The sequence below is a fragment of the Paenibacillus sp. NFR01 genome (assembly GCF_900111565.1).
Lineage (GTDB): Bacteria > Bacillota > Bacilli > Paenibacillales > Paenibacillaceae > Paenibacillus_AQ.
Genome location: NZ_FOIK01000002.1, coordinates 152,923 through 173,670 on the forward strand (window position 1 = coordinate 152,923; position 20,748 = coordinate 173,670).

The 20,748-nt window shown below is 56.5% G+C and carries 17 protein-coding genes; 5 read left to right on the forward strand and 12 right to left on the reverse strand.

Annotated features, from left to right (window positions below; genetic code table 11):
- Positions 1-46: 46 nt before the first annotated feature.
- Positions 47-844, reverse strand: a complete 798-nt coding sequence (locus tag BMW84_RS11920) for a methyltransferase domain-containing protein (RefSeq protein ID WP_175498786.1) — start codon at positions 842-844, stop codon at positions 47-49.
- Between the two features lie 189 nt (positions 845-1,033).
- Between BMW84_RS11920 and BMW84_RS11925 the strand changes: the two genes are divergently transcribed.
- Entirely contained in the window at positions 1,034-1,489 is a 456-nt protein-coding gene (locus BMW84_RS11925; protein ID WP_091068554.1) for a CBS domain-containing protein, read from the forward strand.
- Between the two features lie 81 nt (positions 1,490-1,570).
- On the opposite strand, the gene BMW84_RS11930 is transcribed toward BMW84_RS11925, so the two are convergent.
- On the reverse strand, positions 1,571-2,179 hold the full coding sequence (locus BMW84_RS11930; RefSeq protein ID WP_091068557.1) for a TetR/AcrR family transcriptional regulator: 609 nt from the start codon (positions 2,177-2,179) through the stop codon (positions 1,571-1,573).
- Positions 2,180-2,508: 329 nt separating this feature from the next.
- On the opposite strand from BMW84_RS11930, the gene BMW84_RS11940 reads away from it, so the two are divergent.
- Complete coding sequence (locus BMW84_RS11940; protein WP_091068561.1) at positions 2,509-3,396, forward strand: ABC transporter ATP-binding protein; 888 nt, start codon at positions 2,509-2,511, stop codon at positions 3,394-3,396.
- Entirely contained in the window at positions 3,393-4,205 is an 813-nt protein-coding gene (locus BMW84_RS11945; RefSeq protein ID WP_091068564.1) for an ABC transporter permease subunit, read from the forward strand. The genes BMW84_RS11940 and BMW84_RS11945 overlap by 4 nt, the downstream gene beginning before the upstream one ends.
- A 15-nt stretch (positions 4,206-4,220) precedes the next feature.
- Here the strand turns inward: BMW84_RS11945 and BMW84_RS11950 are convergent, their stop codons facing one another.
- From BMW84_RS11950 to BMW84_RS11980, 7 genes are all read right to left on the reverse strand, one after another.
- Complete coding sequence (locus BMW84_RS11950; RefSeq protein WP_091068566.1) at positions 4,221-7,322, reverse strand: glycosyl hydrolase; 3,102 nt, start codon at positions 7,320-7,322, stop codon at positions 4,221-4,223.
- Between the two features lie 7 nt (positions 7,323-7,329).
- Positions 7,330-8,331: a glycoside hydrolase family 130 protein gene (locus BMW84_RS11955; protein WP_091068570.1), complete on the reverse strand. Its 1,002-nt coding sequence runs from the start codon at positions 8,329-8,331 to the stop codon at positions 7,330-7,332.
- Positions 8,332-8,384: 53 nt separating this feature from the next.
- Positions 8,385-9,221: a carbohydrate ABC transporter permease gene (locus tag BMW84_RS11960; RefSeq protein WP_091068572.1), complete on the reverse strand. Its 837-nt coding sequence runs from the start codon at positions 9,219-9,221 to the stop codon at positions 8,385-8,387.
- A 13-nt stretch (positions 9,222-9,234) separates the two neighbouring features.
- A complete protein-coding gene (locus BMW84_RS11965; protein WP_091068578.1) occupies positions 9,235-10,131 on the reverse strand; it encodes a carbohydrate ABC transporter permease in 897 nt (298 codons plus the stop codon).
- A gap of 98 nt (positions 10,132-10,229) precedes the next feature.
- Positions 10,230-11,642, reverse strand: a complete 1,413-nt coding sequence (locus BMW84_RS11970) for an ABC transporter substrate-binding protein (protein ID WP_091068580.1) — start codon at positions 11,640-11,642, stop codon at positions 10,230-10,232.
- Positions 11,643-11,842: 200 nt separating this feature from the next.
- Positions 11,843-13,459, reverse strand: coding sequence for a response regulator (locus BMW84_RS11975; RefSeq protein ID WP_091068583.1), 1,617 nt, complete (start codon positions 13,457-13,459; stop codon positions 11,843-11,845).
- Positions 13,440-15,260 carry a cache domain-containing sensor histidine kinase gene (locus BMW84_RS11980; protein WP_091068587.1) on the reverse strand — a complete coding sequence of 607 codons (1,821 nt, stop codon included), beginning with the start codon at positions 15,258-15,260 and terminating at the stop codon, positions 13,440-13,442. Before BMW84_RS11980 ends, BMW84_RS11975 begins: the two co-directional genes overlap by 20 nt.
- 315 nt (positions 15,261-15,575) lie before the next feature.
- Here BMW84_RS11980 and BMW84_RS11985 point away from each other — a divergent pair, with 315 nt between their 5' ends.
- Both BMW84_RS11985 and BMW84_RS11990 read left to right on the forward strand, forming a co-directional pair.
- Complete coding sequence (locus BMW84_RS11985) at positions 15,576-16,103, forward strand: hypothetical protein (RefSeq protein WP_091068590.1); 528 nt, start codon at positions 15,576-15,578, stop codon at positions 16,101-16,103.
- Between the two features lie 132 nt (positions 16,104-16,235).
- The gene (locus tag BMW84_RS11990; RefSeq protein ID WP_091068593.1) at positions 16,236-16,664 is read left to right on the forward strand and encodes a hypothetical protein; all 429 of its coding nucleotides are present in this window, start codon (positions 16,236-16,238) and stop codon (positions 16,662-16,664) included.
- A gap of 633 nt (positions 16,665-17,297) precedes the next feature.
- Here BMW84_RS11990 and BMW84_RS11995 read toward each other — a convergent pair.
- The 3 genes from BMW84_RS11995 to BMW84_RS12005 are packed head-to-tail and all read right to left on the reverse strand — an operon-like array spanning position 17,298 to position 20,727.
- Positions 17,298-18,269 (reverse strand): glycoside hydrolase family 43 protein, encoded by a 972-nt coding sequence (locus tag BMW84_RS11995; protein WP_091068594.1) that lies wholly within the window; start codon positions 18,267-18,269, stop codon positions 17,298-17,300.
- Positions 18,270-18,309: 40 nt separating this feature from the next.
- Positions 18,310-19,788, reverse strand: coding sequence for an alpha-N-arabinofuranosidase (locus tag BMW84_RS12000; protein WP_091068597.1), 1,479 nt, complete (start codon positions 19,786-19,788; stop codon positions 18,310-18,312).
- Positions 19,789-19,818: 30 nt separating this feature from the next.
- On the reverse strand, positions 19,819-20,727 hold the full coding sequence (locus BMW84_RS12005) for a carbohydrate ABC transporter permease (protein ID WP_091068598.1): 909 nt from the start codon (positions 20,725-20,727) through the stop codon (positions 19,819-19,821).
- Between the last annotated feature and the right edge of the window lie 21 nt (positions 20,728-20,748).

Here is a 20,748-nt window from a genome sequence, read left to right on the forward strand (position 1 = left end):
AAGAGGTCTTTTTCATGCTGCGTCGCGTTCGGTCATCCGGTGGCGTTTAGCGCCAGTTCTTCCGCCGCTGGCGGATCTCGCGCATCGGCCTTGAGCGCTGGGTGGCTTTTAATTTGGCCGGTTTTGGGGACTTCGGTTTGGCTTCAGCCGCCGCCGGAGCGGCCAGCTGCGCCTCCTCTTCCTCCTCCACATCCTCCGCGCTCCCCGGGGGGATCAAGCGCCGCTGGTCCCGGACATACTCCGGCTCCTCCAGTCCGCCTTGAACGATGGAAGCGATCTCGCCCTCCGCGACCGGTTCTTTGGCAACCAGAAAATGATACATGATCTGATAAGCCACATTGGGCTGCGTCTGCCGCAGCAGCGCCAGCTCGACCTCGTCATACAAACCGTAGAACGAAGGGAAATAAAAAAATTCCATCCGCAGCAGACGAAAATCCATCTGCGGTTCTCCCGTTATCGTGCCCGACACGGCGTTCTCTTGTCCCTGCGGCTCCGGACCTTCGCGATGATCTCCCCGCGTTTCCAGGGAAAGCATGCGGGGCCAATATTCATTGAACTGCGGCTCCGCCGGAGGAGAGTTCTCCCCCGAACCGCCGGAAGCATACGGCGCAACCACGCAGACCACCGCTTTATGCCGGCAAATCCGGTAAATCTCCCGCATCACCGCATTCACATCGTCGACATGCTGGAGACTATGCGAGCACATCACAAAGCTTACGCTGTGATCCTGAAAGGGAAGACGCCGATTCAGATCGTGGACAATGTCGGTCGTACGGTACCGGGCCCGGTCCACCCCGATACAGTCCCGGTGTTTGTTTTTTCCGCTACCCAGGTCAATTCTCATCCCGCTCACTTCTTTCCCGGCTGTTTTCTGTATCCTATTCAAGCCGGGGCATTCGCGTATAAACGTTCGCCCCCTGTCGATCCGCCTATTTCCGCCATTTCCCTGTCCGGGGGCATGACATTTATCTCTATGAAGCTCCCGTAGATCACGGTATACTTGTCTTGATGCACTGCGACACGGAGGGGAATTATGAAAGCCCATGAATTTATGATCCGCCAAGTTTATAAGGTCAAGGCTTACGACACCGTCAGAACGTTTATTGAAAAATGCATCGAGCACCGCATCAGCGGCATGCCGGTCATCAACGACCGCAACGAAATCGTCGCCTACATCAGCGACGGGGATGTCATGCGGTATATCGGCAAACACGAGGATATTATCGTGGATTCCTTTTTCCAGGTGAATCTCTTGCGCGGAGACGATGATGCCTTCGAGGAACGGACCCAGCGGCTGCTCGACCTTAACGTGCTGATGATTGCCAAGAAGAAGGTCGTTACCGTCCCGTGGGATGAGGACATCGAGAAGATCGCCGCCATCCTCGGCAAAAAGCAAATCAAAAAGGTTCCGGTGGAACGCAGCGGCGTGCTCGTCGGCATTATCAGCCGGGGCGATGTGCTCCGTCACTCGTTCAAGAGCCTGCTATAACATCAGAATGGCCGCAGAAGCATACGGAGAAATCCGCTAAGCCTGCGGCCTTTTTAGTAGGATCGATTATTACCGGGTATCTTACTCTTGCAGCAGCTCCGGCTTCTGCCCGTACATTCCGTAGAAAAACAAGTGCAGCACCTCTTCCAGGAACGCCTCCTTATCCTCCCGCTGCTCCAGCGTCCCCAGCATTAACGCCGAACCGTTCATATAAACCTGCATCATCAGCAGCACCGCAGCGACAGAGATTTTGTCCGAAATTTCCCCGCGCGCCTTGCCGTCTTCCACCATCCGTACCATCAGCGGAATGATGCTTGCATCGTAACGCTCCTGCACATACCGGCTGATGTCGGGATTGTCGATCATCAGCGTTTTGACCAGCGCCGGCGACAGCTCGGTGTAGGTCTTTTTCTCCTTGGTCAGAATATATTCAATCAGCGCTTTGAGCGACCGCGTCTGCAGCACGGCCTCAAACTCCCGGATCGCTTCCTCGATGAAATATTTGAACGCTTCCCCGATCAGCGCTTCCTTGCTGCCGAAATAGTTGTATATCGTGACCTGGGACACCTGGGCGGCTTTGGCGATGTCGGCGATCCGCAGCTTTTTCAAGTCGCTTTCGTTCAGCATGCCGAGGGTCGTTTTCAGGATCTTCTCTTTAATGATTGCCGCGCGCTTCTCATAGCCGTTCATGGCGTCCTCCTTGCTGTATGTATATAATCTAGATTTGTATTTTTCATTCGGGGTGAGTCGTAACTGCAGAGAATGTTTGGACTTCCGGTCGCTGTTGTCTGCAGATTTCTTGAATTATTACCGCTACTGCGGGTGAAATCTTCAGACAAAGGCGAACGCTTTCGCTCCTCCAGTTCCAAACTTCCCTTTCGCCACTTTCCCCTTAAATTCATGAAATATATACAACAAAATATTTCATAACTATATTGACTTCGCGTATACCCAAGACTATTATAACATATGAAATCTACAAGCAAGAATATTTCATCATTTGTGGCGGGGGTGCCGGAATGCTTAAAGTGGAAGGATTAACGAAACGGTTCGCGAATGGCCGGGGCATCGAAGATGTCACGTTTACCGTGGAGAAAGGCGAGGTGTTCGGGTTCCTCGGGCCGAACGGCGCGGGCAAGTCGACGACGATCCGGCAGCTCATGGGCTTTATGCGCCCGGACCGCGGTACGGCAAGCATCGGAGGACTCGATGTCTGGAACGCGCAGGGCGAGGTGCAGAAGCTCGTCGGGTATTTGCCAGGTGAGATCAATTTTATCGACGGCATGACCGGGACGGGGTTTCTTGATTTTATCGGCGCTATGCAGGGGATCCGGGATAAGGCCAGACGCGAGGAGCTGATCCGGCGACTGCAGTTCGACCCCGCCACGCCGATCCGCAAAATGTCCAAGGGCATGAAGCAGAAGGTCGGCATCGTCGCCGCCTTCATGCATAAGCCGCAGGTCATTATCCTCGATGAACCGACCTCGGGCCTCGATCCGCTGATGCAGCGGGTGTTCATCGAGCTGGTGCTGGAGGAGAAAGCGGCGGGCACGACGTTCCTGATGTCCTCGCACAGCTTTCAGGAGATCGAGCGCACGTGCGACCGGGCGGCAATCATCCGCGAAGGCCGGATCGTGACGGTGAAAAATATCCACGAGCTGCAGTCGATGCAGCGCAAGCTGTTCGAGATCGTATTTGAGCAGGAAGCCGATGCCGCAAGCTTCGCCGCCTCCGGGCTGCGGATTGCCGCCCGCGAAGGTCGTATGGTCCGGGTTGCCGTGCAGGGCAATTATAACGAGTTCACTAGGGAGACGGGCAAATACAACATCCGCAGCATCGATGTGTTCACCCAGAACCTGGAGGATATTTTCATGAATTATTATGACCGCGAGGAGCGTTCCCAATGAACCTGACCTTATATAAGCAGATGCTCAAGGTAAACCTGAAGGGGATTATGAATTATGCCGTCGGCTCCGCGTTCTACATCCTGTTCATGATCTGGCTTTACCCCGGGATCGGCAAAAACACGGATGCCCTGAACGATCTGGTGTCCGCCATGCCGGCAGGCGTCAACAACGCATTCGGGCTAACCAACGGTTTTTCCAATTTCGAAGCCTTTATCTCCGGGGAGTACTACGGGCTCATCCTGGTCCTTATTCTCGCCGTTGTCTGCGTGCAGATGTCAACCCAGCTGATGGCCCGGCTGGTCGACAGAGGCTCTATGGCCTACCTCCTGACCGCGCCGACCACGCGCCGAAAGGTAGCCACAACCCAGGCGCTGGTGCTGGCGACCGCGCTGTTCCTGATTATGGCGGTGACGACGGCAGCCGGCTTTGCCGGAAATGCGATTTTTCTGAAGGGCGATTACGAATTCGACAGCGGCCGCTTTTTGCAGCTCAATACCGTGGCATTCCTGCTGTTCTTCGCCGTCGGCGCGATTTCGTTCCTGGTCTCCTGCGCGGCGAATGACGAGAAAAAAGCGCTCGGAATCTCCGGCGCTCTTGTCTTCATATTTTTCACGCTGGATCTGCTCGGCAAAATCAGCGATAAGCTGGACGCGCTGCGTTATTTCACGCTCTTCACGCTGTACCGCCCCGGGGATATTGTAGGCGGCACCGCCGACATTCCGCAGTCCTGCATCGTGCTTGCGCTGGTCGGTCTGGCCGCCTTTCTGCTGGGTATCCAGCTCTTCAGACGGCGCGACCTTCCGCTATGACCAAGCATCCGTGATTTATGCCTTCCCAATGATCAGGGGGTCCGAAGACAGCCCAAACCGGACGAACGCATACCGCTCTTGATAAACATGCGTATCCGCCGCCAGGTCTTTATCCGTCCAGCCCGGTTTATCCTTGAAGCTGTCCGGACCCACCTTGTATACCTCGCCTTTGATATGATGATGCGGGCCGAGCAGGTTGCGGCAGCTGCCGGTAAGCGCTAGCGTGACGACATTGTCCCCTTCCCGCATCCATTCGGTGATGTCTGCGAAATAGGGCTCCCACAGAAACGGACGGACCTCCGCGCCGTTAATGGAGAGGCGGGCCACGATGGCATCCGGCGCCGTACCGAAGGACCACAGCAGCCGTCCATGGCCCGGCTCATAAGGAACGATCTGCTCCAAAACTACCGTTCCGGCAAAAAACGGAAAGCCCTGCTCCGTCAAATCGCCCGCACCGACAGTATCGGATCTTTCGGTCAGCTTAAACGGGCCTTCGGTGCATACCGCCCTGCGTTCCTCCGCCGTGAAGCCTGCTTCGGATTCCACGCCAAACGTCCCTACGATATAAAGGCTCTCAAACTCCTGTTCGAGCGTCAGGTTATTGCCTTCGGCCTCGAACTGTTCCGCTTTCGCAAGCTTTGCCAGGAGCTCCGCCGACGGATGATAGGATGTCCGCAGCCTGACGATATTTTCCCCTGATCTGACCTTCCCCGCGATGTCGATTTTTCGGAAGGAAATGTCCCGCCACCAGCCGCAATCCGCGTTAGCCAAGGCTTCGCCGTTCAGTTCAAGGGCATGCAGCTCGGGACGCTCCAGCACGAGATACAGCTCCCGCTCCGGCGTGAGGTCGAATTCCACCGCAAACCGGAACTCCAGCTCGACTTCGGCAGGCTGGCCATAGGCAAGCAGCCGTTCCTGAATAAAGATCACGGGCTGCTCCAGAGAACATTCTCCGCCGCCTATGCGCAGGCGTGCCCGATCCAGCGTCAGACTGTTCAGGTCCGCTTCCCTCACATTCCATACCGGGCCAAGCCGCAGCACGGAGCCCTCATTCTCCTCTTGCTCGGCGATTGCCCTCGATTCCTCTGCATTCCGTATAACCTGGCCGGCGTCCGGCCCATTTCCGGTTATCCTGCCGCTTAAACCGGCCGGCCCTTCATCCACCTTCAGCATAAGGGAACGGGCGGGATACAGCTCCAGAGCGACAAACGTTCCCCCGGCGGAATCCCTCGTCTCCAGGGCGGAAGTTTCACCGGTCTCCAGATCGATCAGGGCAACGCTCCCCCGCTGCCGCAGAGTGATCTCGGCCCGGCCCAAGCCTTCGGTCCCGGAGTTCACGATATAATACAGCCGGGAATCCTCCAGGGTCATGGACCGCACGTTCAGCGTATCCGCCGCAAGCCGCCGCCCATCTTCACCTGTGATGGACACCAGCGGAGGCGACGCCGGAATCACCGCCTCGTACAATGCTTCCGCCGTCCATGCCGGGCGGACGGCGTTCTCCAGCAGCCCGGCAAGCTCCCGGCTTTCCTCCCCGTCCACGAGGACCGGGTACGGGGCGCAGGCGATCAGCCGGCCGCCTTGAAGGGCGAACTCGCGAAGCAGCCGTACCGTCGCCGCGTCCAGTGTCAGACAGGGCGGAACAATGACGGTCCGGTAAGCGGCTTCGCCCACTATAAACCGTCCATCCGCTACCCTGCCATGCCGGGCGATGATGCTCTCGCTGCCGTAATCATGTTCGATAAAGTCCCGGCAGAGCCAACGGGTCAGCTGCGCAAACGACTCATGATAGGGCATGGTTTCGGCGTGGTCTTCCCCGCGCTGCAGAACCCAAGCGGTTCGTACCGGATGCAGCACAAGCACCTCGGCCCGGCCGGCGCCTTCCGCCAGCAGCAGGGACAGGCGGGCGAAATAGTCATTGAAGCGGCGATAATCCTCCCACCACGGCTGCTGATAGAACAATGAAGGCGGATAATCCCGCTTCCGGAGCCCCCGCAGCGAGTACCCCTCCAAATGCTGGCACAGGAAGTTGATGCCGTGGACGAACTGCCACTCTCCGATCCGCTTTAAATCCTGAAAGCTGACATTCCAGCCTGAGCAGCCGAAGCTTTCGGTAATCGTCCGCTTTTTGCCGAGCTGCCGGGCAACGGAGCCGACCTGCTTCGGCACCAGCGGCTCCTCGCCGACGAACCGCCCCAGCCAGTCGCAGCCGGGAATCTGCAGGTATTCATAGAAGGCCAGCGGATCGCCTACAGATGTCACCTGATGCATCAGCTCCTGCTCGTCTACCACATGCCCGGTCGCCGACCAGCCTCGGCTCGCGCAGAAATCGCCGATCTGCTTGGCATACGCCTCCGTGAACATCGCCGTAACACATTCCCAGTAGTCGTAGCGGGCTTTCCGGAACCTCCCGGTGTCGAAGAACAGGGAGGGCAGTATATCCAACACCGTGTACCCGTTACGGGAAGCAAAAACCTCCTCCAGCTCGAAGGACCAGGGCAGGCCGCCCCGGGCGAACTGCGGCTCATCCGTGAACACCCCGGGCAGTTCCGGACCGAAGGCCGCGCCGAATTCCTGCCAGTACCGCTCGTAGGCGGCCTGGATGAATTCGCCGACCGCAAGCTTGCTCAGGGTATCCGTGTAGTACGGATTCACTTCATAGTAGATCCGCAGGTCGGCCTGACCGGCTTCACTGTCCGGAAGCAGACGGTACTCGCCGTCCTGTAACGCATAATAAGCAAGCGTCCGCCCGTCCGGCTCCTGGAAGGGCGCCTGCTCCCAAGCCAGCCGCTTCTGCTGGTAGGCCAACCCCTTGGACGGGACTTCGCCGTCCGCAAAGCCGCTCGGCCAGCCGTTCTCGTCGTAGAACCAGGCTTTCATTCCGAGCTCGCGGCTCTTCGCAATGGAGACGCGGACCGCTTCCATCCACGCTTCCCCCATATAGGGCGTCTGCAGTCCTCCGCGGGCATGCATGAAGAACCCGCCGATTCCCGCGCGGTGCATCTCTCCAATCTGCCGCTCCAGCTCCTCTGTCTCCAGCCTGTCGTTCCAGGACCAGAGCGGAGCCGAGCGGTACTCCGCCGGGGGCTGGGCAAGCTTGCTCCAAATATCTGTCATCCCGCGCCTAGCCTTTCAGGCAGAGGGCTACAAGATCGTCGACATGGGCCGTAGCCAGACATTCGACCGTATCCGCCGAGCCGTAATAGATTTTGACCTCGCCGTCATCCTCCAGAATCATGCCCCCCGGGAAAATCACGTTGTTGCGGAAGCCGCCGGCAATCTCGTAATCCGTTTCCGGCGCGATTAAAGGCTCCTTGGACATCCCGACGATTTTCTTCGGATCGTGGAGATCCAGCAGCATAATGCCGGCGGTATACCGCTTTTTCCAGGCAGCCTCCCAGCCGTTTTTGCCCCGGGCCGGATCAATATCGACCGCATGGAAGGTCGTGAGCCAGCCCTTGTCCGTCTTCACGGGAGGCGCCGCGGGACCCACCTTGTCATTCGCAAAAGGAACCTGCTCCACAGCGAGCAGCAGCTCGGAATTGCCCCAATATTTGAGATCCGGCGATTCGGCGATCCAGGTGTCGAAGCGGTCCATGCCGCCCCGGCTGTAGACGGTAAACGGGCGTTCCAGGCGGTAGTATTTGCCGCCGATTTTCTCGGGGAACAACACCATGTTGCGCAAATCCGGCGTGGACAGGCTGAGAATTTCGAAATGCTCCAGATCATCCGTGACGGCGATGCCGCCGCGGATGCCGTGCTGCGTATCGACGGCAAAGCACAAGTAGCAGCGTCCGTCGATGACGGTAAGACGCGGATCATACGCGCGGACGATCTCTTCGTCATGCAGCTTGAAGACCGGCTTCGGCCCCGCCTTCCAGGTGATTCCGTCTTCGCTGTAGGCGATGCCCAAATCCGTGGTGTGATGCGGTTCGAGGATCTCCTTCTCCAGCGAGCCGTAATCGTTGCGGAAGATCATCACGTATTTACCGTTAAACTTGGTTACGCCCGCGTTGAAGACCAGCGCCGTGGGATAAGGCACGCTGGCGGCATCCAGAATGGGATTCGCCGCATACCGCTTGATTACGGAGCTGGATGTAAGAATGCTGGGTACTTGTTGAGTCATGGTCAGGTCCTCCTTGAACATTCATCTATTGGGCGTGCAGCCCGAAAGTGCCGTTATCCCTTCAGGGAGCCGGCCGTCATCTGCATAAACGATTTGTTGGCGAAAATATAGGCGATCAGGATCGGCAAAATGGACAGGCACGCGCCGGCCATCATATAGTGCGTCTGGGACGCCGCCGAGATCCCGTATTTCAGATTGGCCAGTCCGACGGTCAGCGTCTGGAGCTCCGGCTTCGTCATCGTGAAGACCAGCGGCAGCAGGTATTCGTTCCAGGCTCCGCGGAAAGTGAACAACGCGCCGACGCCGAGTCCGGGACCGAGCAGCGGCAGCACGATCCGCCAGAAGGTCCGGTTCAGGGAGCTGCCGTCAATGAGCGCGGCTTCATCCAGTTCCCTGGGGATCCCTTTCATGAAGCTGAGCAGAATGAAGAAAATCGACGCATGCGCGGAGATCAGGATCAGGATGACGCCCCACAGGCTGCTGTGCAGGTTCAGCTTAACCATCAGATCGAACTGGGGACGCAGCACCACGGCGCCGACCGCCACGAACATGGTGAAGGCCTGCAGGCCGACATAAATTTTTTTGCCGAAAAAGTCCATCCGGTCCACCACATAAGCGGCCATCGAGGACACCAGCAGGGTGCCGATGACGGAAGCGACGGCCACAATCAGGCTGTTCAGCGTATACCGGGAGAAATTCGCCTGCTCCCACGCTTCGCCGTAATTGGCGAATTGCCAGTTGCCCGGCAGGAAGGTGGCTCCGGTCGTCAGCTCCGCATTGGTCTTGAAGGAACCGAGAATCGTGATGACCACCGGTATCAACGTAATAAAAGCGATAATCAGCAGGAACGTCCAAAGGACGGTTTTGCCCAGCAGGTTCTGTACTCTCATCTCACAACTCACCTCAATCCATGGAATTCATTCGCCGGGATGCATAGAAATAAACGAGCGAAATCATGCCGACAATGACCGCGCAGACAAATGCGACCGCGCTGCCGTACCCGAATTCCTGCACCTGCACTGCAGCCGCATTGCCGCCGACAGGGAAAAACAACTTGTACAGGTAGAGGAACATGACCTCCGTCTTGCCGACCGGACCGCCCTCCGTGAGCACCATAATGCTCTCATAGCCCTTCAGGGCCGTAATAATCGCAAGCATGATGACCATCTGCATGACCGGTCCCAGCATCGGCAGGGTAATGTAGCGGAACTGCTGGATTTTGCCGGCGCCGTCCAGGGAAGAGCTCTCGTAGACATCCTCGGGGATATTTTGAAGTCCCGCCAGAAAAAGCAGCATGTAGTTGCCGACCGCGCCCCACGCGGCGACCAGGATCACGGTAAGCATCGCATGGTCCGTGCCCAGCCAATCGACCGGAGAGAACCCCATTTTAAGCAAGAACTGGTTCAGAATCCCGTTATAGGAATTGAAAATGGTAAAAAACACAACAGCCATCACCGCCGTGCTGATGACAGTGGGCATAAAGAAAATGGCCCGCAGCAGATGTCTGCCCTTAAGCCCCCGGTTTAATATGGCGGCCAGCAGCAGGGCCAGCGGTATCGTAATCAGCAGCTTCCCTCCGGCATACACGAAGGTATGGCCGACCGAATCCCAGAATTGGGTATCCTTCATCACGCGCGTGAAATTGTCCAGGCCGATAAAGCGGGCATGGCCGTAGCCCTTGTATTCATAGAACATATAGCGGAACGCCCAAGCGATGGGATAGATCCCCAGCACCAGCGTAAGGAATGCGCTTGGAAATATAAAGCTGTAAGAAAACAAAGCGTTTTTGGTTCGGTTCATAGCTTTCTTCCGTCTCCTTTCCCTCTCCCGGTAAAAGAAATGGGGGAGCGCGCTCCCCCACCGTTCAATCCTGGCCTTCTTTTGCGGAAAGGCTCTGTCTATTTGGCGAATTTGCCGCCCAGTTTGGAAGGATCGAAGCCCGCATCCGGCTCCGCCTTGACGCCGTCATTGGCGATGGCGCTGTCCAGCGCGGCATTGTAGCGCTTGTTGAGGTCAGCGATGATCGCATCCAGGTCGCCGCCGTTCAGCATGTATTTGAAGAAGGCGTCATCCGATTTCATGCCTTCCGGGGCCACTGTCGGGTAGACCGGCCACACGCCGTCGTATTTATTTGGAAGGAAGCCCTCGATTCCGTTGACATCCGGCGTTTTGGCGACGGCACTGATCGACGGAACCATCGAGATGCCGAAGCCGTTCTCCTGGTAGGCGGTGAGAATCTGATCGCTGTACATGTACTCCATGAACTTCCAGGCCGCTTCCTTATGCTTTGTCTTGGAGCTGAGGCCCAGCCATTGCCCGCCGAGGAAGCCGGAGGCGCCTTTTACATTGCCGTCAATCGTGGGAGCAGGTGCGGCTGCCCAGTCGATTTTGGCCGGGAACTGATTCTTGTAGACGCCGGGCTCCGAGGAGAAGGACAGATACATGCCGATCTTTCCTTCGGCGAACTGCGCACGCAGCGGATCGATGTCCAGCGATTCCACGCCCGGCAGCATGCTGCCGTCATCCTTGATCTGCTTGAACGCCTCGATGATCGGCTTGAAGCCGCTGAAATCGTAACGCGCGGTCTTGAAATCATAACCGAAGCCGCCGTAGCCGCTCATCTCGGCGATGACGCGGGCCGAACGCCCCAGCGCGCTGGAAGGGTTTTTGAAGTTCTGGGCGAAGCCGTAGGCGCCGTCCGCCTTCCCAGCTTCCGTCAGCTTTTTGGCGGTATCCACCAGCTCCTGCAGGGTGGTCGGAGGATTTGCAATTCCCGCCTTGGCGAACAGGTCCTTGTTGTAGACGAGCCGCATCGTCGTACCGTAGTTCGGCAGGCTGTACCGCTTGCCGTCGAACGTGTTCAGATCGTCCATGGCCGGGAACTTCGTTTTCATCTCGTCGGTCAGGAACTCGTCGATCGGGGCGAGGAACCCTTTCTTGTAGAAGGTCTGGATCGTGTTCTCTTTGACCCGGATCACATCCGGCGCATCGGAAGTCTGGAAGGAGAGGTCCAGAGCGGTATCGAAGTCGTCCCCCTTGACCACCAGCTCCACTTCGATGTTGTCGGGATTCGTCGCATTGAATTCCGCTACCTTTTCCTTGATATATTCGGCATCGTGGCGGTCGCCCGTCCAGTAGCTGATCTTGGTCTTTTCCCCGGAACCGCTGTTTGCCGGAGCGCTCGCGTTGCCCGCTTGATTCCCGCCGTTTGCGCCGTCCGCGTTGTTTCCGCCGTTGTCCCCGTTGCCGCAGGCCGCCAGCCCGAAAGCCAGCATTGCGCTTAATGATGTAATAAGCACGCGCTTCATCATTGAATGTATCCCCCTCTTATTTATCGCTAGCGATGATTTCGCTTACACTTTGATTATAGGGTAGGCCGCCCGCGCGCATAATGCGGGTAAGCCCACATTAAGGGCAGAAATCCGATGCAGAAATTCGGTGCACAGAAGAGCAAAAAGGATGGTTTCCTGCCCCCGGGCAAGGAATCATCCTTTAGCGTTGCGGCTGCCGCCTATTCTTTTCCCAGATAATCGGTCTTGAATTCCGACGGGGTCATGCCCGTGTATTTCTTGAACACCTCGCTGAAATAACGCCGGTGCTCATACCCGAGGTCCATGGCAATCTCCTGCACCTGCATGCCGCCGATCAGCATGGCCTTGGCTTTCTCCATCTTCTCCTGCATGACAAACTGCTGAAACGAAACGCCGAGCACCTTCTTGAACATATTCGAAAAATACCCCTGGCTGAGGTTGATCTGCTTCGCGACCTGCTCCAGCGACAGGCTCGTATCCAGGTTGGAACGGATATATTCCCTCGCCTGATGGATGATCCGCGTGGATTCGCGGGAGCGTGCATCCTCCACCCAGCCGCAGGCCTCCGCGCACATGTCGTTAAGCAATCTGCGGATCTCCTGCAGCGAAAGCGACCGGCTCTTGAGACCGTTCACCCTCCGCTCCATCGGCTCCACCTGTTCGTAGGGGAACAGCTCCAGCATGACGCGGCAGATCTTGAAGCCCAGCTCGTAACCGAAGCTTTCGACATAACGGGGCTCCGGAAGCGGTCCGCCGCGCAGCATGTCTTCGAAAAGCTGCTCCAGTACGGCCAGGCTTTTGGCGCGGTTGCCCGAGCGAAGCGCGAACAGGAATTCCTGCTCGGCGGAGGCGGAATAGCTGTGGAACGCCCGTGGCTTATGCTCGATATTGCCATAACTGAATACCGCGTTGCCGCCGGTGTAGAAATGATACGCCAGCGCGCTAAGCGCCTGTCCGAACGACTCCGACAGCTCGTGGATGGCCGCTACCCCGAGTCCCAGACCGATGGAGATCGTGCTCTTGGAGAAGCGGGCGACGTTGGCGCAGCAGGCTTCCGTTATCAGCGCCGCCGTATCGGGATCGGTGGCGTTGATGATGCATACATACCGGTTGGTCGCTTCCCGGAAGATCACGCCCCGGGTCCATGCGGAGATGGTTTCCTCCAGAATGTTGTGCAGGCTGAAGCGGACGAGCTCCACTTCCTGTACGGTCTGGTTGTGGTACATCTCCTGGAAATGGTCGATTTCGGCGACAAAGACGAAGAAATGCTCCCGGTCCAGCGGAATCTCCAGGTAGTCCCAGCGGGACTCCGTGCCGGACGCCGCGGCCTGGTGGTGAATCAGAAAGGTGAGATACTCCTGACGCAGAATCGGCAGGCTCTCCTTGATCTTCCGCTCCATCACGGCAAGCCGCGCGTTCTCCGTGCGTTCCTGCCGGCACAGCTCCTTCGCCTTCAGCACCGCGCCGACGATTTCGTCGATAGAGAACGGCTTTTTCACAAAATCGAGCGCCCCCAGACGGATCGCCTCCTGGGCATACGAGAACTCGGAATAAGCGCTGAGAATGATGATTTTACAGGAAGGCAAAAACTCCAGGATCGCCCGGGTCATCTCCAGCCCGTCCATCCGCGGCATCCGGATATCGGTCAGCACAATATCAGGCCGGGTTTCGCGGATCATCCGCAGCCCTTCTTCGCCGTCCAGCGCCGTTCCTGCCACCTCGATGCCGTGCTCCCGCCAGTCGGGCTTCTTCGAGATCATGTCCACCACGCTTTTGATATCATCGATAATGCATATTTTAAATGCCGGAAATTCCATGGCCCACATCTCCTCCCCCCATCGGTATCCATAAGTCCGTCCGTGCACCCTGCCCCGGTTCGCCGGAGATTTCCATTCTGGCCCCGCTGCCGTAATACAGCTGCAGGCGGTGCCGGATATTGAACAGGGCATACCCTTTCTTGGACGGGGCTTCCCTTCGCATGGCCTGCTCCAGGCGTTCCCGGTCAATCCCCTTGCCGTTGTCCCGGAGGGCGATATGCAGCATGTCCTGTTCCCTGGATACGGCCACGCGGATGGTTCCGCCCGAAGTCCGATCGCTGAAGCCGTGCTGGATGCTGTTCTCCACAATGGGCTGGAGCACGATCTTTGGAACAGGGCAGGACAGCAGCTCCCCGTCGTCTTCAACTGTCAAGGTGTATTCGAACAGATCCTCGTAGCATTTTTGCTGGATGGCGCAGTACTGCTGCAGATGGGACAGCTCATCCTCCAGCGGAATCAGGTCCTTCCCGCCGCTGAGGCCCAGCTGGAACATTTGCGACAATGCCAGAATCATCTCGTTCACATCGTCGTTTTCGCCCATGACGGATTTGCAGTAAATCGTGTTAAGCGTATTGTAAAGGAAATGGGGCTCCATCTGCGCCGTAAGCGCGCGGATCTCGGCATGCCGCTTGTCCTCTTCCTTCGTCTTCACGTCCGCGATCAGAGCTTTGATCTCCGCCATCATCCGGTTGAACTGGAAGCCCACCTGGGCAATTTCATCTTTGTACCGGCTCTCGTAGGTGACGCCAAGCTGATTCTCCTCGACCCTCCGCATGAGCCGCCCGAGCTTGAACAATGGCCGCAGCAGCGCGGATGTCAGCTGGTTGGAGAAGAACCAGGCCGTCAGCAGGACGGCCCCGATGACGTACAGCGTGGTGCGCTGCACCTGTTTCAGCTTACTCAGCAACTGGTCTTTGGACTGCATGCCGGAGACGATCCAGTCCCGGGCAACCTCGGATTTCTCATAATTCACCAGATACTTTTTGCCATCATAAGCGTAGGCGCGGTCCGGCGGGTCAGCCTGCCCATCCGTCAACAGCAACGGCTTCCACGGGAACTTGTCCCGGAAAGGCCAGTTGCTCTCGACCACCGCATCCCCTTCGCCGTTCAGCAGAAAGTAATTCCGCCCGGCCTGCCGTCCGCCCTGGTTCAGCAGGCTGACAATCCGGCTCTCCCGGATGTTCACGACAATGAATACGTTGCTGATCGGGGTATACGGATATTCGTAAATCCCCCGGACGACGAACGACACCACCCGCTGATTGCCGGTAAACAGGCGGTCGTAGTGTCCTTTGGCCCAATACCCGCCGGGACTTTCCTTGCTCAAATCATATAATTCGGACCCGTAAAAGGAATTGTCCTGCGCCCGCACCTGGGTCGTCGAATAAAAATCCCCGATCGGCGTAACGATCAGCACATTTTCGATCAGCGGTTCGTTGAAGGTCGCCTGAGAGAGCACGTACTGCAGCTCCGATAAATGCACGTAATAATTGGTGACGTCATGGCTGAATACGTCGATCATCATTTTGCGGTACGCGTCGCTCAGCATCAGCGATTGTACCGATAACCCCACATGGGTAAGGCGCGAATCGAGCAGCTGCGCGGTTTTGCTCACCGTCTCCTGACTCGCTTTATAGGCATTGTCCTGAATTTCATTCGCGGAGCTCCAATACGTGAAAGTGCCCAAGGCGCTGATCGAAAGCGTTATCAAAACGATGAAAGAAAATAAAATCCGCTGTTTGATCGATATCCGGTAGTACCGGTCCGTTAGTCCCCGCCAGATTCTCCGCAGGATTGTCATAAGCCGTTCCCCCTGCCCTATTGCCGAATGTCCGCTGCATCTCTTTCCGCATTGCCTGTTAACCGGGAATTTGCCCGCTACGGTCAGACTAACGGATGCGTCCTTCAATTACAATAAAATCACCGGAAAGAAAGAGCAAGCCTCCCCGGATGAAAATTTTTTATACCATCATTTCCCATAGTGGATTCTGCTGAAACTTTTTAGCCCGTCCTTCCGTTATAAGAGTACCTGAGCCGTTTGAGACTTATCATAGCGGGTAATTAGGGGTATAAGCATTGTTACGTGTTAGATGAAAGTTAAGGGGGCTGCACCTGCATGTTGAAGAAAAAAACCGCCGTTTATCTCCTGTCCGCCCTGATCCTGCTTCTGCTCACCGTTGCCACTTCCGCCAGCACCTCCACCGGACGGGTGGATGCGTCGGCCGGAAACACCGAAGTGAAAACTGTATATATTCATTCGCTGCATTCTGCCGGCGGCCATCTCACGCTGCAGGCCGATCCGATCCAGTGGTATGAAGGCCCTGCAGCAGATCAGGCATTCGCTAAAGCCGACCCGGAAGGGTATGCCGAGCTGGGCGGAGCGCCGGACGGATACTATATCATTAATGACGATGAAACGCTCGCAACCTATCCGGTGGCGGACAATGCTAAAGTGATCATGCAAATCCATGACCGGAGCGGAAAGATTGAAGATCTCGACATCCATTGGAATGAGGAAATTACGCTGAAGGATTTTGTAAAAGAATTCGCCGAAACCGGCGTGATTGATCTCAGCCAGTCGCCCTACCACCTGACCATCCAGGACGGCAAAGTGGTCACCATCGTACAGCAGTATACGCCATAATATCAGAAACGAAGAGCAGGCCGCCGCGCGGCTGCTCTTTTTTTTATTTTTCCATTTGGAACATTTGTACATTTATGAGAAAATACTCGTAGAATTGAGACGAAGCCGAAATCGAAGATAAGGGGGGGCGCCATGTCGGTCTCTTCAACCAAAGCAGCCAAAATCATTTTTCACATAGTCTTTGTCGCCGTTGCAGGCCTGAGCTGGTTCTTGAATATAGGCTGGATCCGGGCCATCTTTCTGATCCCGATGCTGATTCATGCCATTCTGTTCTACTGCTCCGTCTACGCCTACCACCGCAGCGGAATCGAATCGCGGGAGATGCGGATCGCCGCTTATTTCGCTTACGGCTCCTTCCTGCTGTTTAACGTTCTGCTGCCCGACGGCGGGGATACCTCGGATTCCATCCGCTTTTTCTTCGGACTGATCCATAACGGGGGAGCCATGAATGCGGCGCAGGCGATTTCGATGCTTGCTTTGGCGCTGAATCTGTTCCTCATCATTTACCTGCTCGTTCAAACACGAAAAGCGAAACGGGCTGCCCGCAAACAGGGTCGTTGACCCGCTAACCGGTCTACGGGCACTGGCCGGTCGCCAACCGCTCGGCAGGCACTGGCGCGGTCACCAACCACTCGAACTCGGTAGTAACGGTCGCTAACCGCACAATATGCCACTAGAGGTGAGCATTGCAGGCGCTTCCTCACTTTCAACCTTTGCCAAATCATTTAGTGGGAAAACATCCCACTAATCTCTCTAGAATCGCGGGTTTTGCACATTTAGTGGGATTTAGTCCCTCTAAATTAGGTCTTTTCGAGTAAACAGGGCCATTTCTCAGAAATTAGTGGGATGATTTCCCACTAATCTAAACTTCCGCTGTTGCAGCGTAAATTAGTGGGGCATATTCCCACTAATTAATTTCAGGACGGCGCATGACCGCCCAACGCCAAAAGTACTTGGCGTGCTCCTTGGCTTGGCGTGCTTCACGCCAAAAAGTTGGCATGTGCTCAACTCGGCGTGCTTCACGCCGGAAAATTGGTATGCCCAGTCTGCCGCACTCAGCTCAGCGTATTCAGTCCGCATGCTCCACCCGGCCACTTAGCTCAGCTTAGTCAGCCCGGCAGCGCGCTCACGCAAAAAGGCGTACCTTATCCCGCCACGACGGCGGGATAAGGTACGCCTTACACTTTATCCGTTTTATTCCGGTGTTCTGACGGTGTCTTTCACCGGAATACCGAAGTTCGGCGTGCCGTCTTCGTTCCAGTGCAGCACCTGCGCGCGGGTATGGCGGTTCGGATCGTACAGCGGGTCGCCGGTAATTTCCTTATAATTGCGGGCGTGGTAGATGAGCACGTCTTCCCCGTCCTCATTCACCGTAAAGCTGTTATGGCCCGGGCCGTATTGCCCGTTCTCTTCGTTGGTCTGGAAGACCGGCTCCGGCGTTTTGCTCCAGGAGGCCGCATCCAGCAGGTCGCTGTCCGCATCGGCGGTCAGGAGACCCATGCAATAATTGTGGTCGGTCGCGCTGGCCGAATAGCTGATGAAGATGCGGCCTTCCCGGATCAGCACGGCAGCGCCCTCGTTGACGCTGAAGCCGATTTTTTCCCAGCCGTATTCCGGCGTGGCGATCATCGTCTGCTTCCCTTGCAGCGTCCAAGGGTTGCTCATTTCGGAGATGTACAGGTTGGAATTGCCCGGAATATTCGGGTCCTTCTGCGCCCATACATAGTAGAGCACGCCTTTATGCCGGAAGGTTGTGGCATCCAGCGCGAACGATTCCCACGCCGTTTTCACCTGGCCCTTCTCCTCCCACGCGTCGGTCAGCGGATCGGCGGAGGCATTTTCAAGCGCGAACATCCGGTGATCGAACAAGCCGTCGTTGGTTTCGGTAGTGCGGGCGGCGGCGAAATAAATATACCATTTACCGTCGATATGGTGGATTTCCGGCGCCCAGATATTCGCGCTAAGCGGTCCGGACTCGTATTTTCGCCAGGCCACGAACGGCTCGGCCGTCTTGAGGCCTTCGATCGAAGCCGCCCGGCGGATTTCGATCCGGTCGTACTCCGGCACGGAAGCAGTGAAATAATAGTAGCCATCGCTATGCTTATAAACCCAGGGATCGGCGCGCTGCTCCACGAGAGGGTTGTTATATTCTTTGCCAGTGCTCATATGGTTTCTCCTTTGAATTCATTCTCCGTAAGTGGGCAGGTTATTCGAGCGTGAAGACGGCCACGGATGCCGGCGGCAGCGTGCAGCTCAGCTTGCCGCCTTCAAGCACCGCACCGCTAAAGGCTACAGGGGCAAGGGTGTCGGGACTTTGGAAGCTGTTATGCGCACCGAGTTCCGTATGCGTCAGGATCGTGCCGGCCACCTGGGTGAAGACCGCACCGCGCAGTTCAAGCGCTAGTTCGGCCGCGGCTTCATGGCTCAAGTTGCAGACGGACACATAGACTTTGCCTTCCGCGTCGCGGGATGCGGACAAGCTCAATTGCGGAATCGACTTGCCTTCGAAAGCATACTCCGGACTTTCATAAGACACATCCAGCCGCTCATTGCCCTGATGCACCTTGTACATCTCGAATACGTGATAGGTTGGCGTAAGTACAAGCTTGTCGCCTTCCGTCAGGATAAGCGCCTGCAGCACGTTGACCATTTGCGCCAGATTCGCCATTTGCACCCGGTCGCTGTGGTTGTGGAAAATGTTCAGGTGAATGCCTGCCACCAGCGCATCGCGCAGCGTGTTCTGCTGGTACAGGAATCCCGGATTGGTGCCAGGCTCGCTCAGGAACCAGGTTCCCCATTCATCTATGATCAATCCAACCCGTTTCTGTGGATCATATTTATCCATGATCGCCGAGTGACGGGCTACGAGTTCATCCATATGAAGTGATTTTTGCATCGTTTCAAACCATTCGGCCGTGTCAAAGCCCAGCGCAGGACGTTTCTGCTCCCAGCTGCCCGGAATGGTGTAGTTGTGCAGGCTCAGCCCGTCCATCAGATGGCCGGCTTCGCGCATCAGCACTTCCGTCCAGTTGTAATCGTCGATATTGGCGCCGCCGGCGATTTTGTACAGCTTGTTCGCGCCGTAGTTGCGGGCATACGTCTGGTACCGGCGGTACAGGTCCGCGTAGTATTCAGGACGCATATTGCCGCCGCAGCCCCAGTTCTCGTTGCCGACGCCGAAATAAGTCAGCTTCCAGGGGAGCTCGCGGCCGTTCTCCGCACGCCAATTGGCCATCGGCGACTCGCCGTCAAAGGTCATGTACTCGACCCACTCTGACATCTCCTGCACCGTGCCGCTGCCGACATTGCCGCAGATATACGGCTCGCATTCCAGCAGCTCGCACAACCGGAAAAATTCATGCGTTCCGAAATGGTTATTCTCCACCACACCGCCCCAGTGGGTGTTGATCATCCGCTTGCGGCCTTCCTTCGGCCCGATGCCGTCCTTCCAGTGATACTCGTCGGCGAAACAGCCGCCCGGCCAGCGCAGCACCGGAATGTTCAGCTTTTTCAGCGCCTCGACGACATCGTTGCGGATTCCGTCCGTGTTCGGTACCTTCGAATCTTCGCCTACCCAGAGTCCTTCATAAATGCACCGGCCGAGATGCTCGGCAAAATGCCCGTAAATATTGGGATTGATCCGGCCCTTGGCCAAATCCGTGTTGAGTACCAGTTGTACAGTCATGTTTCTCTCTCCTTAGTCGAAGCTTATATATTAACCTTTGATGCCCGAGTTTAAGTTGATGGATTGCACGAAATATTTTTGCGCGAACAAAAACAGCAGCAGCGTCGGAATAATCGCCAGAATGGCCGAGCCCATCAATTGTCCGATCATCCGGTAGTTGCCGTAGATATCCTGCAGAAGCAGCAGACCTGCGGTAACCGGCATTTTATCCACATCGGTAAACACGATGACCGGCCACAGGAAGTCGTTCCACGATCCCGTAAAGGAGAACAGCGCACACACGATAAGCACCGGCTTGATCAGCGGAACAATGACCCGCAGGTAGATTTGGAAATGGCTTGCGCCGTCTACGTGGGCGGATTCGTCCAAATCCTTCGGAATCGTGCTCATAAACTGCCGGACGAGGAAGATGTTACCCATACCCGCAAGTCCGGGAATAATCATTGCCCAGGAAGTATTGACCCAGCCCAGCGCATCGATGACTTTGTAGGAAGGAATGATGTTGACGACGCCGGGGAAAAACGAGATGCCCAGCAACGTGAAGAACAGCGTGTCTCTTCCTCTGAATTTCATCCGCGAATATCCGTAGCCGGTGATGGAAATGATCAGGACCACCAGCAGGGTGTGCATGGAGGCGATGAACAGCGAGTTGCCCAGCCAGCGCATGATCGGCGCGGTCGACGTATTTTCAAGAATGACGCGGTAATTCTCCATAATCCATTGTTTCGGAAAAAGCCTGAAGCCGGACGAGACGACCTCGCTTTGCGAACGGAACGATGTGGTAATGCCGAAGATGACGGGCACGATCCAAATAATGCATAATACGCCCAGAAAAAGATAGGCAATGCATTGGGAAATGCTGAGCCGTCCTCCTTTTTTATGAACGCCCTGACGTCCGACGGACGGATTCTCCAGTTGCTGAGCAGTTTGGCTTGACATAGGACACCTGCCTTTTCGTAA

Bases quoted from the DNA above. Each gene is read 5' to 3' on its own strand.
- BMW84_RS11920 (WP_175498786.1), bottom strand. From the start codon at position 844: ATGAGAATTGACCTGGGTAGCGGAAAAAACAAACACCGGGACTGTATC.
- BMW84_RS11975 (WP_091068583.1), bottom strand. From the start codon at position 13,459: ATGGAATTTCCGGCATTTAAAATATGCATTATCGATGATATCAAAAGC.
- BMW84_RS11985 (WP_091068590.1), top strand. From the start codon at position 15,576: ATGTTGAAGAAAAAAACCGCCGTTTATCTCCTGTCCGCCCTGATCCTG.
- BMW84_RS11995 (WP_091068594.1), bottom strand. From the start codon at position 18,269: ATGAGCACTGGCAAAGAATATAACAACCCTCTCGTGGAGCAGCGCGCC.
- BMW84_RS12000 (WP_091068597.1), bottom strand. From the start codon at position 19,788: ATGACTGTACAACTGGTACTCAACACGGATTTGGCCAAGGGCCGGATC.
- BMW84_RS11945 (WP_091068564.1), top strand. From the start codon at position 3,393: ATGAACCTGACCTTATATAAGCAGATGCTCAAGGTAAACCTGAAGGGG.
- BMW84_RS11950 (WP_091068566.1), bottom strand. From the start codon at position 7,322: ATGACAGATATTTGGAGCAAGCTTGCCCAGCCCCCGGCGGAGTACCGC.
- BMW84_RS11990 (WP_091068593.1), top strand. From the start codon at position 16,236: ATGTCGGTCTCTTCAACCAAAGCAGCCAAAATCATTTTTCACATAGTC.
- BMW84_RS11980 (WP_091068587.1), bottom strand. From the start codon at position 15,260: ATGACAATCCTGCGGAGAATCTGGCGGGGACTAACGGACCGGTACTAC.
- BMW84_RS11955 (WP_091068570.1), bottom strand. From the start codon at position 8,331: ATGACTCAACAAGTACCCAGCATTCTTACATCCAGCTCCGTAATCAAG.
- BMW84_RS11930 (WP_091068557.1), bottom strand. From the start codon at position 2,179: ATGAACGGCTATGAGAAGCGCGCGGCAATCATTAAAGAGAAGATCCTG.
- BMW84_RS12005 (WP_091068598.1), bottom strand. From the start codon at position 20,727: ATGTCAAGCCAAACTGCTCAGCAACTGGAGAATCCGTCCGTCGGACGT.
- BMW84_RS11970 (WP_091068580.1), bottom strand. From the start codon at position 11,642: ATGATGAAGCGCGTGCTTATTACATCATTAAGCGCAATGCTGGCTTTC.
- BMW84_RS11940 (WP_091068561.1), top strand. From the start codon at position 2,509: ATGCTTAAAGTGGAAGGATTAACGAAACGGTTCGCGAATGGCCGGGGC.
- BMW84_RS11925 (WP_091068554.1), top strand. From the start codon at position 1,034: ATGAAAGCCCATGAATTTATGATCCGCCAAGTTTATAAGGTCAAGGCT.
- BMW84_RS11960 (WP_091068572.1), bottom strand. From the start codon at position 9,221: ATGAGAGTACAGAACCTGCTGGGCAAAACCGTCCTTTGGACGTTCCTG.
- BMW84_RS11965 (WP_091068578.1), bottom strand. From the start codon at position 10,131: ATGAACCGAACCAAAAACGCTTTGTTTTCTTACAGCTTTATATTTCCA.